The organism is Enterobacter sp. 120016 (genome assembly GCF_018383635.1).
In the GTDB taxonomy this organism is placed as follows: Bacteria; Pseudomonadota; Gammaproteobacteria; order Enterobacterales; family Enterobacteriaceae; genus Enterobacter; species Enterobacter asburiae_D.
Map to the genome: position 1 here is coordinate 28,439 of NZ_JAHAWC010000013.1, position 13,301 is coordinate 41,739.

The window sequence follows — 13,301 nt, forward strand, 5'->3', positions numbered from 1 at the left end:
TACGTCAAAGGCAGCATTGCTGATATGGCAGGAAAATAAAACCCTTATAAATCAAAAAACCCTCCGAAGAGGGCTCTTTTTTTGTTACACGCCTGGTCTAACGCCGAGCGTATGGCATATGGCGTAACTCATCTCTGCACGGTTCAGCGTGTAGAAGTGGAAATCCTTCACCCCTTCACGACTTAAGATCTTCACCATGTCCATCGCGATATTTGCGCCCACCAGCTTGCGTGTTTCCGGGTCATCGTCCAGCCCCTCGTACATTTTAGACATCCACAGCGGAATGCGCACATTGGTCATATCAGCAAATTTCTTCGCCTGTTTGAAGTTAGAGACCGGCAGAATACCCGGGATAATTTCAACGTCGATGCCCGCGGAGACGCAGCGGTCGCGAAAGCGCAGGTAGCTTTCCACATCAAAGAAGAACTGTGTAATAGCGCGGTTCGCACCGGCGTCCACTTTACGCTTGAGGTTAAGCAGATCGGCCTGGGCGCTTTTCGCTTCCGGATGCACTTCAGGATAAGCGGCAACGGAGATATCAAAGTCAGCCACGTCTTTCAGCAGCGCGACCAGATCGGCGGCATACATGTCCGGCTTACCACTACCCGGCGGCAGGTCACCGCGCAGCGCGACAATATGACGAATGCCGTTATTCCAGTAATCCTGGGCGATGGCCCGCAGCTCGTCGCGGGTGGCGTCGATGCAGGTGAGGTGCGGCGCCGCTTCCAGACCGGTACGATCTTTAATGCCTTTAATGATGCTGTGCGTACGGTCACGCTCGCCGGAGTTCGCACCGTAAGTCACGGAGACAAACTTCGGTTTCAGGCTGCTGAGACGATCGATAGAGCTCCACAGGGTTTGCTCCATTTCACTGGTGCGCGGCGGGAAAAATTCAAAAGAGACGTTAATCTGGCCGTTTACTTCAGCCAGGCTCTGATTCAGTGCTTCCCGCTGGTTGGCGTGAAAAAAGCTCATACCTTACCTCTATCAATCGCATGTCGTTGTCTGTTGTGTTGTGAACTTCTATACGTTTAGACGTCCAGATGTAAAAATGACGGAAAAGCGGAGGGACGTCAACATAAATAATCAACAATAACGGTGAGGTTTGCTCAGGGAATATGAGAGAAATTCAGGATGAGGGTGAGTGCGGTCTGGTGCCCTCACCCTAACCCTCTCCCACAGGGAGAGGGGAAAAAGTGAAATTACAGCAGCTTAGCCAGACGATTGATGTCGGACTGGATCGCCCCGGCGGTGACATCGCGCCCCGCGCCAGGACCGCGGATCACCAGCGGGTTATCGCGGTACCAGCGGCTTTCGATGGCGAAGACGTTATCGCACGGCAGCAGCGCCGCCAGCGGATGTTCAGGACGCACCGCCTCGACGCCGACTCGCGCTTTTCCGTTGGCCTCGAAACGCGCCACGTAGCGCAGTACCAGCCCCATCTCGTTCGCGGCTTCCAGACGCTGCACCATCTGCTCGTTAAGCTCTTCACCATTTTCAAAGAAATGGTCCACAGAGCCTTCTTCACAGCCGGCAGGCACCAGCGATTCGACGCGTACGGCATCCGGTTCGATATCGTAACCGGCTTCACGCGCCAGGATCACCAGCTTACGCATCACGTCTTTGCCGGAAAGGTCAACGCGCGGATCGGGTTCCGTTAAACCCTGCTGCCACGCCTGATCCACCAGGTCGGTGAACGGTACGGTACCGTCGAACTGAAGGAACAGCCAGGAGAGCGTGCCGGAGAAGATACCGCTCAGCGCCAGAATGCTGTCACCGCTTTCAATCAGGTCACGCACGGTGTGGTTAACCGGCAGCCCCGCGCCAACGGTGGCGTTGTAGAGCCAGTGACGACCGGTTTTTTCAAACGCGTCGTGGATCTGACGGTATTTATCGGTGCTGCTCGCCCCCGCCAGCTTGTTCGCACTGATGACGTGGAAGCCGTGGCTGGCGAAATCAAGGTACTGATCGGCAAGCTGTTCGCTGGCGGTAACGTCCAGCACCACCAGATCGTCATACGGGTGCGCGCGCATCCACAGGAACAGCGACTCTTCATCCTGCTCTACGGCTTCATCATTAAAGAAGGCAAGCGCGCGGCTGGCGTCCAGCCCTTCGTAGTTCAGCAGGCTACGGCGGCTGTCCACCACGCCCGCGAGAATGAATTCAAATCCGGTACGCGCCGAGAGCGTGACCTGCTCGCGGGCGAACAGCTCCAGCCAGCGGGAACCGATGTTGCCTTTACCAAACAGCACCAGACCGATGCGCTTTTCCGCGCGGAACAGGGAGGTGTGCAGGCCCTGAATCAGGCTCTCGGTTGGCCCTTTACGCAGGACGGCGACCAGGCTGATGCCCTCTTCCGACTGCCAGGTGAACTCCACCGGCTGGCCTTTCAGCTGCTGCCAGAAGCGGTGGCAGTGCAGCGGGTTACGGGTGACGCCTGCGCCCACCATCGCCACCAGCGCCAGCCCCTGTCGCAGGCGAAGCTCGCCCGGCAGGCCCGCTTCATCCAGAATTTTCAGCGCGCTGTCAGCCACTTCAGCGGTATAGCAGAACTGCAGTAGCTGGCGATCATTGTGAACGCCAACGGCCAGCGGGCGTACCTGCGCGCGCTTTAACACCAGGTCGATATCTTTATGCGCCAGTTTGAAGTCCTGGCCCGCAGGCACCTGGAACTCAATCAGGCAGATGTCGTCGTGGCTGGTGACAATACGCGCGCCCGTACCGGAGGCCAGTACGCGTTCAATACGGGTAGAGCCTTGATCCGGGGTATAGCTGCAGCGCAGCTGGAGGTCGATATCGCTGCCGGAAACCGGCTGCAGCGTGCGCGCGTGCAGTACCGGTGCGGCCAGACGCGCCAGCTCGCTGGCTTCGTCGAGACGCAGCAGCGGCAGCAGACAGGCATCTTTTACTTTACGCGGGTCCGCGCTGTAAACACCGGCCACGTCGCTCCAGATGGTGACGCGGGACACGCCCGCCAGCGCACCAATCTGCGTTGCCGAGTAGTCCGAACCGTTACGACCCAGCAGCACGGTTTCGCCCGCGTTGCTGCGGCTGATAAAGCCGGTGACGACAATACGTTTGCCCGGATGCTGCACCAGCAGCTGTTGCAGCAGCGGGTAGGACAACCCTTCATCCACCTGCGGCTGCGCGGCGCGTTCGGCGCGCAGGAAATCACGCGCGTCGAGCCAGGCCGCTTCCACCCCCAGGTGCTGCAGCACGGCGGCCATCAGGCGCGCGGACCACACTTCACCGTGGCCCACCACTTCGGCATACACCGCGTCGGTAATCCCGCTGTCCAGCAGGGCGGCCAGTCGCTCAAGGTCATGCGTGAAGGCGCCGATCAGCCCGTCCGCCACGTCCGCAGGCAGCAGGCCGGCAATCAGCTCGCTCTGGTAACGGCGTAAGGACTGTTGCACCTGATGCGCAGAAAGGCGATCGGTCTGGCTCAGTTTCAGCCAGCTAATCAACTGGTTGGTGGTGCTGCCCGCCGCCGAGACAACCATCATGTCACCCGGCTGTGAATATTCCGTCATGATCCCTGCGACACGCAGGTAACATTTCACATCAGCAAGACTACTACCACCAAACTTATGCAGTTGACGACCCTTCGCCCCTGCCTGCGCTATCACACTCATGATTACCCCTTGGCTGCGATCCGGAAGGCATTTTCCAGATCGGCAATTAAATCTTCAGAATCTTCAATACCGGTTGAGATCCGCAGCAGCGTCTCAGAAATCCCGGCGGCGGCACGTGCTTCGGGTGCCATACCTGCGTGCGTCATGGTCGCGGCGTGGGAGATCAAGCTTTCAACCCCACCTAATGATTCCGCCAGCGTAAACAATGACAGCCCGCTCAGGAAGCGACGCAGCGTTTGCTCGTCACCGTCCAGTTCAAAACTTAACATCGCGCCAAATCCCTTCTGCTGGCGCGTGGCAATCTCGTGCCCCTGGTTTTCCGGCAGCGACGGGTGATAGAGCTTCTTCACCAGCGGCTGGGTTTTCAGGAAATCGACAATCGCCTGGGCATTGCGCTGCGCCACTTCCATGCGCGGCGACAGCGTGCGGATGCCGCGCAACAGCAGATAGCTGTCGAAGGCACCCGCGGTGACGCCAATATTATTGGCCCACCATGCCAGTTCGGTGACAACGTCGGGATCTTTGGCAATCACCACGCCCGCTACCACATCAGAATGGCCGTTCAGATATTTAGTGCATGAATGCAATACCAGATCGGCACCCAGTGCGAGTGGGTTCTGAAGGGCCGGACTGAGGAACGTATTATCCACTACACTTATCGCTCCCGCATCCCTTGCGAGCTGACAAATTTTCGCAATATCGACAACGCGCAACAATGGATTGCTTGGACTTTCCACCAGGACCAGCTTTGGTTTCTCTGCCAGCGCCTGTTTCAGCGCCTGTTCGTCGTTTTGATCGACAAACAGCACGCGATAGCAGCCGCGTTTCGCCAGGCTATCAAACAGGCGATAGCTGCCGCCGTAGCAATCGTGCGGCGCGACCAGCAGGTCACCTGGTTTCAGGAACACCGTGGTCACCAGGTGAATGGCGGACATCCCCGTATTGGTTAATACTGCACCTGCGCCACCTTCCAGCTCGGCCAGCGTACGCTGGGTCACATCACGCGTAGGGTTGCCACGACGCGAATAATCATGCGCGCGGGGTTCATTAAATCCGGTGAAATTGTAGGTACTGGAAAGATGAATCGGCGGGACAACGCAGCCGTACTGCTCGTCATCATTTAATCCGCTACGCACTGCAATAGTGGCCTGTTTACGCGTCATGGTGAGGGCTTCCTGGCGAATGAGGTGAAAAGTCAGGCACCAGAGTAAACATTGAAAGTATGGACGTCAATACATCTGGACATCTAAACTTCTTTGCGTATAGATTGAGCAATGCGCAAATAGCCGTTAAAATTATATGCTTTAGTGCACGCTGCAGCGGCAATATCCGTGCCACGGTATCGTCTCTACGGTAAACTAGGCAAGATTGCGGTTCAAAACGGGTGGTTACAGGTTTTGCACCTTTAGATAAATGACTGAGAGGATTAAAGGTATCTCATGGCTGAATGGAGCGGCGAATATATCAGCCCATACGCTGAGCACGGTAAGAAGAGTGAACAAGTAAAGAAAATTACGGTTTCTATTCCTCTGAAGGTGTTGAAGATCCTCACCGATGAACGTACGCGTCGTCAGGTGAACAACCTGCGCCACGCGACCAACAGCGAACTGCTGTGCGAAGCGTTCCTGCACGCGTTTACCGGTCAACCGTTGCCGAACGATGAAGATCTGCGCAAAGAGCGTAGTGATGAAATCCCGGAAGAGGCGAAAGTCATCATGCGTGAACTGGGCATTGACCCGGAGACGTGGGAATACTAACTGCGGTGCGATCCCGCTGAGGTTACTCAGCGGGATGGTTTCTTAGAAGTTGTAGCCTAAACCCACGCGCAGACGCGTCTGGCGGTCGTCGCTGGTGGCGGTGTTATAGCCGGAAGAGACGTTGCCCACTTCCACAAATGGGATCCACGAGTCGATGTTATACGCCACGCGGAAGTTATATTCGTAATCTTCTTTTTTATTGTTATACAGGTCTTCATTGTCGGCGAATTTATATATGCCGTTTAGCTCGAACATCCAGCCATCAATATTATAACCCAGCCACATTTCCGGACGATAAACCATACGGTCATCTTTTCCGTCCGCATTGCGGCGAGTGTATTCCGTACGATAACGAAACGCCGTCCACCAGCTGTCATTAATATTATACTGCACGCGCAGATAAGGCTTATAGATGGCCATGTCATCACCCATTTCAACGGCGACGCCCGGCTGCCAGATAAAACCTTGCCAGGTAAATTGATAGCTTGCGGTATATTCGTTGCTGTTACTTTCCATATTATTAAGCGCGTCGTTAGACTGCTTGTTATCGGAGCGCGATACCGCCTCAACCGCTACGCCAAAGCCGGTGCCAAAGCGGTGTGACATGTACACACGGTCGTAGTTACGCCCATCGTCGTAATACTCGTGTCGGTAATCCACATATCCCGCCTGCGCCGCGCACGATATTAACGGAAGCACAAATAAGAGTTGCTTCAATTTCATAACATTTCCCTCGAAGTAAACGCACCCTGAAAGCCACTGTGTCGTCATGGCAAATAAGAATGTATGACGGGCGCAGTGTAAGTTTACGAAACGAGAGAAACCTTTTAATTTTTGACACCCCCGTCAAAAGGATGGCAAAGAATTAAAGAAATGAGAGGTACAGTTCACTATCCGTTAAAGAATAAATCAGACAAATATATTTAATACAATGATACGTAATTAATTATTTTAGATATAAATATTAAGATGTGATTTATTCAGAAGGGATATAACAGGCACAAAAAAACCGCCCGAAGGCGGTTTTTCCTGGATGCTTATTTAGCGCCCGGGATGCTGAAACGCTTGTTGAAGCGGTCAACACGGCCACCGGTTGCAACATCACGCTGCTTACCAGTGTAGAACGGGTGGCATTTGCCGCACACGTCCAGGTTCAGATCGTGGCCCACGGTGGAGCGGATCTGGATAGAGTTACCGCAAGAACAGTTTGCAGTAATCATTTCGTATTTCGGGTGAATATCTTTTTTCATGGGAGAACCTCAGTTAAGGCCGCGTCGCTCTTCCAGCCCTAACGCCAGACACCACGCGATGTTGAATGTAATTTCTCTGGCGTAATATACACCAAAGGCGGCGAATCATACAGAATTTGACCAACGTATGCAAACTGATCCGCACGCCGCTTTCACTAATGTGTATACTAACGCGCCACTTTTCAAGTCAGGAAGATTCGATGCCCGTCGCTCACGTTGCCCTGCCCGTTCCGCTTCCCCGCACCTTTGACTACCTGCTGCCCGACAGCATGAGCGCCAAAGCGGGCTGTCGCGTGACCGTGCCGTTTGGCAAACAGCAGCGCGTGGGGATTGTTGTCTCCGTCAGCGATCAAAGCGAACTGCCGCTCAATGAACTGAAGTCGGTCATTGAGGTGCTGGACGGCGAGCCCGTTTACTCCACCAGTACCTGGCGACTGCTGCAGTGGGCGGCGGATTATTATCATCACCCCATTGGTGACGTCCTGTTCCACGCTCTGCCCATCATGCTGCGCCAGGGCAAAAGTGCCAGCCATGCGCCGATGTGGTACTGGTTTGCTACCGAGCAGGGTCAGGCGGTCGATATTAACAGCCTCAAGCGCTCGCAGAAACAGCAGCAGGCCCTGGCGGCGCTGCGTCAGGGGAAAATCTGGCGGCATCAGGTCGACGAGCTTGAGGTCAGCGAAACGGCGCTACAGGCATTAAGAAAGAAAGGGCTTAGCGAACTGGCAAGCGAAGCACCTGCCCTTTACGACTGGCGCGAGAGTTTCTCCGTTTCAGGGGATCGCCTGCGTCTGAATACCGAGCAGGCCACCGCCGTGGGCGCGATTCATAGCGCTTCCGATCATTTCTCTGCCTGGCTGCTGGCAGGGGTGACGGGTTCCGGTAAAACGGAGGTCTACCTGAGCGTGCTGGAAAACGTGCTCGCGCAGGGCAAACAGGCGCTGGTGATGGTGCCGGAAATTGGCCTGACGCCGCAAACCATCGCCCGATTCCGCGAACGCTTTAACGCGCCGGTTGAGGTGCTGCACTCCGGCCTGAACGACAGCGAACGCCTCAGCGCCTGGCTGAAAGCGAAAAACGGCGAAGCGGCGATTGTGATCGGCACCCGCTCGTCGCTGTTTACACCGTTTAAAAATCTTGGCGTTATCGTGATCGACGAAGAACACGACAGCTCCTATAAACAGCAGGAAGGCTGGCGCTATCACGCCCGCGATCTGGCTGTTTATCGCGCGCACAGTGAGCAGATCCCTATTATTCTCGGCTCCGCCACGCCTGCGCTCGAAACGCTGCACAACGTGCGCCAGCGCAAATACCACATGCTGCGCCTGACGCGCCGCGCGGGGAATGCCCGTCCGGCCATTCAGCACGTGCTGGATCTGAAAGGTCAGCAGGTTCAGGCCGGGCTTGCGCCTGCCTTAATTACCCGAATGCGCCAGCACCTGCAGGCGGGGAATCAGGTGATCCTGTTCCTTAACCGACGCGGATTCGCGCCCGCGCTGCTGTGCCACGACTGCGGCTGGATTGCCGAGTGCCCGCGCTGCGACCATTACTACACCTTCCACCAGGCCCAGCGGCATTTGCGCTGCCACCACTGCGACAGCCAGCGTCCGGTTCCTCGCCAGTGCCCGTCATGTGGTTCCACGCATATCGTGCCGGTGGGGCTGGGAACGGAACAGCTGGAACAGGCGCTTGGCCCTTTTTTCCCGGACGTGCCTATTTCGCGTATCGACAGGGACACCACCAGCCGTAAAGGGGCGCTGGAACAGCAGCTGGCGGAAATGCATCGCGGCGGCGCGCGCATCCTGATTGGCACCCAGATGCTGGCGAAAGGCCACCACTTCCCGGACGTGACGCTGGTCGCCCTGCTGGACGTGGACGGCGCGCTGTTCTCGGCAGATTTCCGCTCAGCCGAGCGCTTCGCCCAGCTTTATACCCAGGTGGCAGGGCGTGCCGGTCGCGCCGGTAAACAGGGCGAAGTGGTGCTGCAAACACACCATCCTGAACACCCGCTGCTGCAAACCCTCCTGCATAAAGGCTATGACGCCTTTGCCGAGAAGGCGCTGGCCGAACGCCAGACCATGCAGCTGCCGCCGTGGACCAGCCACGTCATCATCCGCGCGGAAGACCATAACAACCAGCAGGCGCCGCTTTTCCTGCAGCAGCTGAGAAACCTCCTGCAGGCCAGCCCGCTGGTGGATAATCAGCTGTGGATTTTGGGCCCGGTGCCGGCACTCGCCCCAAAACGCGGCGGACGTTTTCGCTGGCAAATTTTGCTCCAGCACCCCTCGCGGGTTCGTCTTCAGCACATCGTCAGCGGCGCGCTGGTGCTGATTAATACCCTGCCGGAAGCGCGAAAAGTGAAGTGGGTACTGGACGTCGATCCCATCGAAGGTTGAAGACGGATCGAAAAATTTAACGCTCCTCACACTTTTTATGAAAATTCTGTAACCGATTCCATTAACTATCTGTAAAAATGGTGATGTCAGAAGTTCGGTGTTCAGGCGAGGAGAAGACGTTGAAGTCCAGGAAAGAGGTTGCACCGGCGACCATGAAAGACGTTGCCCAGAAAGCACAAGTCTCTACGGCAACGGTATCCCGCGCATTAATGAACCCGGATAAAGTCTCCCAGGCGACCCGTAACCGGGTAGAGCAGGCTGCGCTTGAAGTGGGCTATTTCCCACAGGCGATGGGGCGTAACGTTAAACGCAATGAGTCGCGCACCATTCTGGTGATTGTGCCGGACATCTGTGACCCCTTCTTCAGCGAGATTATCCGCGGTATTGAAGTCACCGCAGCGGAACAGGGTTACCTGGTGCTGATTGGCGACTGTGCTCACCAGAACCAGCAGGAAAAAACCTTCATCGATCTCATTATCACCAAGCAGATCGACGGCATGCTGCTGCTTGGCTCGCGCCTGCCGTTTGATGCCAGCATTGAAGAACAGCGTAATTTACCGCCGATGGTGATGGCCAACGAGTTTGCGCCAGAGCTGGAGCTGCCGACGGTCCACATTGATAACCTCACCGCCGCGTTCAACGCCGTAAACTATCTCCAGGAGCTGGGGCATAAGCGCATTGGCTGTATTGCCGGGCCGGAAGAGATGCCGCTTTGTCACTATCGCTTGCAGGGCTACGTTCAGGCGCTGCGCCGTACCGGCGTCACCGTCGATCCGCACTACATTGCGCGCGGTGACTTTACCTTCGCCGCGGGTGGACAAGCGCTGGAGAAACTTCTGGATCTGCCTGAACCGCCAACCGCCGTATTTTGTCACAGCGACGTGATGGCGCTGGGCGCATTATCGTACGCTAAACGCCGCGGTCTGCGGATACCGAAAGATTTATCGATCGTCGGATTCGATAATATTTCGCTTTCAGAATTTTGCGATCCGCCGCTCTCAACGGTCGCTCAGCCGCGCTATCAAATCGGCCGCGAAGCGATGCTGCTTCTGCTGGATCAGCTTCACGGTCAAACAGTTAGCAGCGGCTCGCGGTTGCTGGACTGCGAACTGATTGTTCGCGGCACTACCCAGGCATTGACTTAAAGTAAACGTCTTTCGGATACCCTTATCTGGTCAAAGCCCCGCCGCTTAAGTAACATGGCGGACTGACGAACGAATAAATACAGCGAAACGATAGTGGCACAACGAGATTATGTACGTCGCGGCCAGCCGGCACCTTCGCGACGCAAAAAGAGTAGCTCAAGGAAAAAGCAACGTAACCTGCCTGCTGTATCGCCAGCAATGGTCGCTATTGCTGCGGCTGTAGTCGTCGCCTTTATTGGTGGCCTGTACTTTATCACGCACCATAAAAAAGAAGAGTCTGAGGCGCTTCAGGCCAGTAAAGTTGCCGGAAATGGCCTTCCTCCGAAGCCTGAAGAGCGCTGGCGCTATATCAAAGAGCTGGAAAGCCGTCAGCCTGGGGTGCGTGCGCCAACCGAACCTTCTGCGGGGGGTGAAGTGCAGAATGCGAATCAGCTGACGGATGAACAGCGTCAGCTGCTCGCACAAATGCAGGCCGATATGCGCCAGCAGCCTACGCAGCTGAACGAAGTGCCGTGGAATGAGCAGACCCCGGCGCAGCGCCAGCAAACGCTGCAGCGACGTCAGGCGCAACAGCAGATTCAGCAACAGCAACAACAGCAGCAGCAATGGGCGCAAACCCAGCCGGTGCAGCAGCCGAAAGCCCAGCCGCGGGTAACGGAACAGCCATACCAGCAGCAGACGCGTACGGTGCAGTCTCAGCCAGCCCAACAGCCGCCGAAAACGCAGCCGCAGAAACAGGCGGCTCAGCCGTATCAGGATCTGCTCCAGACGCCAGCGCATACTACCGCGCAGCAGCCGAAAACGCAGCAGGCCGCGCCGGTCACCAAAGAGACCGAAGCGCCGAAGCAGACGGCGGAGAAAAAAGATGAGCGCCGCTGGATGGTACAGTGCGGTTCGTTCAAAGGTGCCGAGCAGGCGGAAACGGTACGTGCTCAGCTGGCCTTTGAAGGGTTTGATTCGCGTATTACCACCAACAACGGCTGGAATCGCGTGGTGATTGGTCCGGTTAAAGGCAAAGAAAACGCCGATGGCACCATTTCGCGTTTGAAAGTGGCCGGCCACACAAACTGCATTCGACTCGCCTCCGGGGGTTGAAACCCCCAAAATCCCCCCCATCTATCATTTAATTCAGCCCTGAGCACAGGCTCAGGGCTTCTGTTTCCCGATTCTGTAACCAGGGGGTCTGCTCGTGACAACAATAGTAAGTGTACGCCGTAACGGCCATGTGGTAATCGCCGGTGATGGCCAGGCCACGCTGGGTAATACCGTCATGAAAGGCAACGTGAAGAAAGTGCGCCGCCTCTACAACGACAAAGTGATTGCCGGTTTTGCAGGCGGCACGGCGGACGCCTTTACGCTGTTTGAACTGTTTGAACGTAAACTGGAAATGCACCAGGGTCATCTGGTGAAAGCTGCCGTTGAGCTGGCGAAAGACTGGCGTACCGACCGCATGCTGCGCAAGCTTGAAGCGCTGCTGGCGGTAGCCGATGAGACCGCCTCGCTGATCATCACCGGTAACGGTGACGTGATTCAGCCAGAAAATGACCTGATTGCCATCGGCTCTGGCGGCCCTTATGCCCAGGCTGCAGCCCGCGCGCTGTTGGAAAATACCGACATGAACGCGCGTGATATCGCGGTGAAGGCGTTGGATATTGCAGGCGATATCTGCATTTATACCAACCACAACCACACCATCGAAGAATTGACCTCCAAAGCGTAAGGATCTCCCATGTCTGAAATGACCCCACGCGAAATTGTCAGCGAACTGAACAAACACATTATCGGCCAGGATAACGCGAAGCGTTCCGTGGCTATCGCTCTGCGTAACCGCTGGCGTCGTATGCAGCTTGACGAAGAGCTGCGCCACGAAGTGACGCCGAAAAACATTCTGATGATCGGCCCGACCGGCGTTGGTAAAACCGAAATCGCTCGTCGTCTGGCGAAGCTGGCTAACGCACCGTTCATCAAAGTTGAAGCCACCAAGTTCACCGAAGTGGGCTATGTAGGTAAAGAAGTGGACTCCATCATCCGCGATCTGACCGACTCGGCGATCAAGATGGTGCGCGTCCAGGCAATCGAGAAAAACCGCTACCGTGCAGAAGAGATGGCCGAAGAGCGCATTCTCGACGTGCTGATCCCACCGGCAAAAAACAACTGGGGCCAGGCAGAACAGCAGGCGGAACCGTCCGCTGCGCGCCAGGCATTCCGCAAGAAGCTGCGTGAAGGCCAGCTGGACGACAAAGAGATTGAGATCGATCTCGCTGCCGCGCCAATGGGTGTGGAAATCATGGCGCCTCCGGGCATGGAAGAGATGACCAGCCAGCTGCAGTCCATGTTCCAGAACCTGGGCGGCCAGAAGCAGAAAGCGCGTAAGCTGAAAATTAAAGACGCGATGAAGCTGCTGATTGAAGAAGAAGCGGCGAAGCTGGTAAACCCGGAAGAGCTGAAGCAGGATGCTATCGACGCGGTTGAGCAGCACGGCATCGTGTTTATCGACGAAATCGACAAAATTTGTAAGCGCGGCGGCAACAGCTCCGGCCCGGACGTGTCCCGTGAAGGCGTTCAGCGCGACCTGCTGCCGCTGGTTGAAGGCTGCACCGTCTCCACCAAGCACGGCATGGTGAAAACGGACCACATCCTGTTTATCGCTTCAGGCGCGTTCCAGGTTGCCAGCCCGTCGGATCTGATCCCGGAACTGCAGGGCCGTCTGCCAATCCGCGTTGAGCTGCAGGCGCTGACCACCGAAGATTTCGAACGTATCCTGACCGAGCCAAACGCCTCTGCTACCGTACAGTACAAAGCGCTGATGGCGACCGAAGGCGTGAACCTCGAGTTCACCGAAGACGGTATCAAACGTATTGCCCAGGCCGCATGGCAGGTCAACGAAACCACCGAGAACATCGGTGCGCGTCGCCTGCATACCGTGCTGGAACGCCTGGTAGAAGATATCTCTTACGACGCGAGCGACCTTAACGGTCAAACCGTTACCATTGACGCAGAATATGTGAGTAAACATCTGGATGCGTTAGTGGCAGATGAAGATCTGAGTCGTTTTATCCTATAATCGCGGTTACTGGATTCTCATCACGTTTAATGGGGGCTAATGCCCCCATTTTTA

Annotated in this window: 11 protein-coding genes; 6 read left to right on the forward strand and 5 right to left on the reverse strand. The window is 56.2% G+C overall.

Annotated features, from left to right (window positions below):
• Positions 1 to 84: 84 nt before the first annotated feature.
• The 3 genes from metF to metB form a co-directional block, all read right to left on the reverse strand.
• Positions 85 to 975, reverse strand: a complete 891-nt coding sequence (gene metF, locus KIF87_RS17160) for a methylenetetrahydrofolate reductase (protein ID WP_010436968.1) — start codon at positions 973 to 975, stop codon at positions 85 to 87.
• Between the two features lie 227 nt (positions 976 to 1,202).
• The gene (locus KIF87_RS17165) at positions 1,203 to 3,635 is read right to left on the reverse strand and encodes a bifunctional aspartate kinase/homoserine dehydrogenase II (RefSeq protein WP_213329774.1); all 2,433 of its coding nucleotides are present in this window, start codon (positions 3,633 to 3,635) and stop codon (positions 1,203 to 1,205) included.
• Positions 3,636 to 3,637: 2 nt separating this feature from the next.
• A complete protein-coding gene (gene metB, locus KIF87_RS17170) occupies positions 3,638 to 4,798 on the reverse strand; it encodes a cystathionine gamma-synthase (protein WP_213329776.1) in 1,161 nt (386 codons plus the stop codon).
• 276 nt (positions 4,799 to 5,074) lie between these two features.
• Here metB and metJ point away from each other — a divergent pair, with 276 nt between their 5' ends.
• Positions 5,075 to 5,392, forward strand: a complete 318-nt coding sequence (gene metJ / locus KIF87_RS17175; protein ID WP_015966498.1) for a met regulon transcriptional regulator MetJ — start codon at positions 5,075 to 5,077, stop codon at positions 5,390 to 5,392.
• Between the two features lie 42 nt (positions 5,393 to 5,434).
• Here the strand turns inward: metJ and KIF87_RS17180 are convergent, their stop codons facing one another.
• Both KIF87_RS17180 and rpmE read right to left on the reverse strand, forming a co-directional pair.
• Entirely contained in the window at positions 5,435 to 6,115 is a 681-nt protein-coding gene (locus KIF87_RS17180; RefSeq protein WP_063144388.1) for an oligogalacturonate-specific porin KdgM family protein, read from the reverse strand.
• Between the two features lie 314 nt (positions 6,116 to 6,429).
• Positions 6,430 to 6,642: a 50S ribosomal protein L31 gene (gene rpmE, locus KIF87_RS17185; RefSeq protein WP_003862040.1), complete on the reverse strand. Its 213-nt coding sequence runs from the start codon at positions 6,640 to 6,642 to the stop codon at positions 6,430 to 6,432.
• A 200-nt stretch (positions 6,643 to 6,842) separates the two neighbouring features.
• On the opposite strand from rpmE, the gene priA reads away from it, so the two are divergent.
• The 5 genes from priA to hslU all read left to right on the forward strand — a co-directional run bounded on the left by priA (position 6,843) and on the right by hslU (position 13,247).
• Positions 6,843 to 9,038 carry a primosomal protein N' gene (priA, locus tag KIF87_RS17190; RefSeq protein WP_213329778.1) on the forward strand — a complete coding sequence of 732 codons (2,196 nt, stop codon included), beginning with the start codon at positions 6,843 to 6,845 and terminating at the stop codon, positions 9,036 to 9,038.
• Positions 9,039 to 9,157: 119 nt separating this feature from the next.
• Positions 9,158 to 10,183, forward strand: coding sequence for a DNA-binding transcriptional regulator CytR (gene cytR, locus KIF87_RS17195; RefSeq protein WP_063144386.1), 1,026 nt, complete (start codon positions 9,158 to 9,160; stop codon positions 10,181 to 10,183).
• Between the two features lie 93 nt (positions 10,184 to 10,276).
• Positions 10,277 to 11,278, forward strand: a complete 1,002-nt coding sequence (ftsN, locus tag KIF87_RS17200; protein WP_213329780.1) for a cell division protein FtsN — start codon at positions 10,277 to 10,279, stop codon at positions 11,276 to 11,278.
• Positions 11,279 to 11,372: 94 nt separating this feature from the next.
• On the forward strand, positions 11,373 to 11,903 hold the full coding sequence (gene hslV, locus KIF87_RS17205; RefSeq protein WP_008501802.1) for an ATP-dependent protease subunit HslV: 531 nt from the start codon (positions 11,373 to 11,375) through the stop codon (positions 11,901 to 11,903).
• Between the two features lie 9 nt (positions 11,904 to 11,912).
• The gene (gene hslU / locus KIF87_RS17210; protein ID WP_023309685.1) at positions 11,913 to 13,247 is read left to right on the forward strand and encodes an ATP-dependent protease ATPase subunit HslU; all 1,335 of its coding nucleotides are present in this window, start codon (positions 11,913 to 11,915) and stop codon (positions 13,245 to 13,247) included.
• The last annotated feature ends 54 nt before the right edge of the window (positions 13,248 to 13,301 follow it).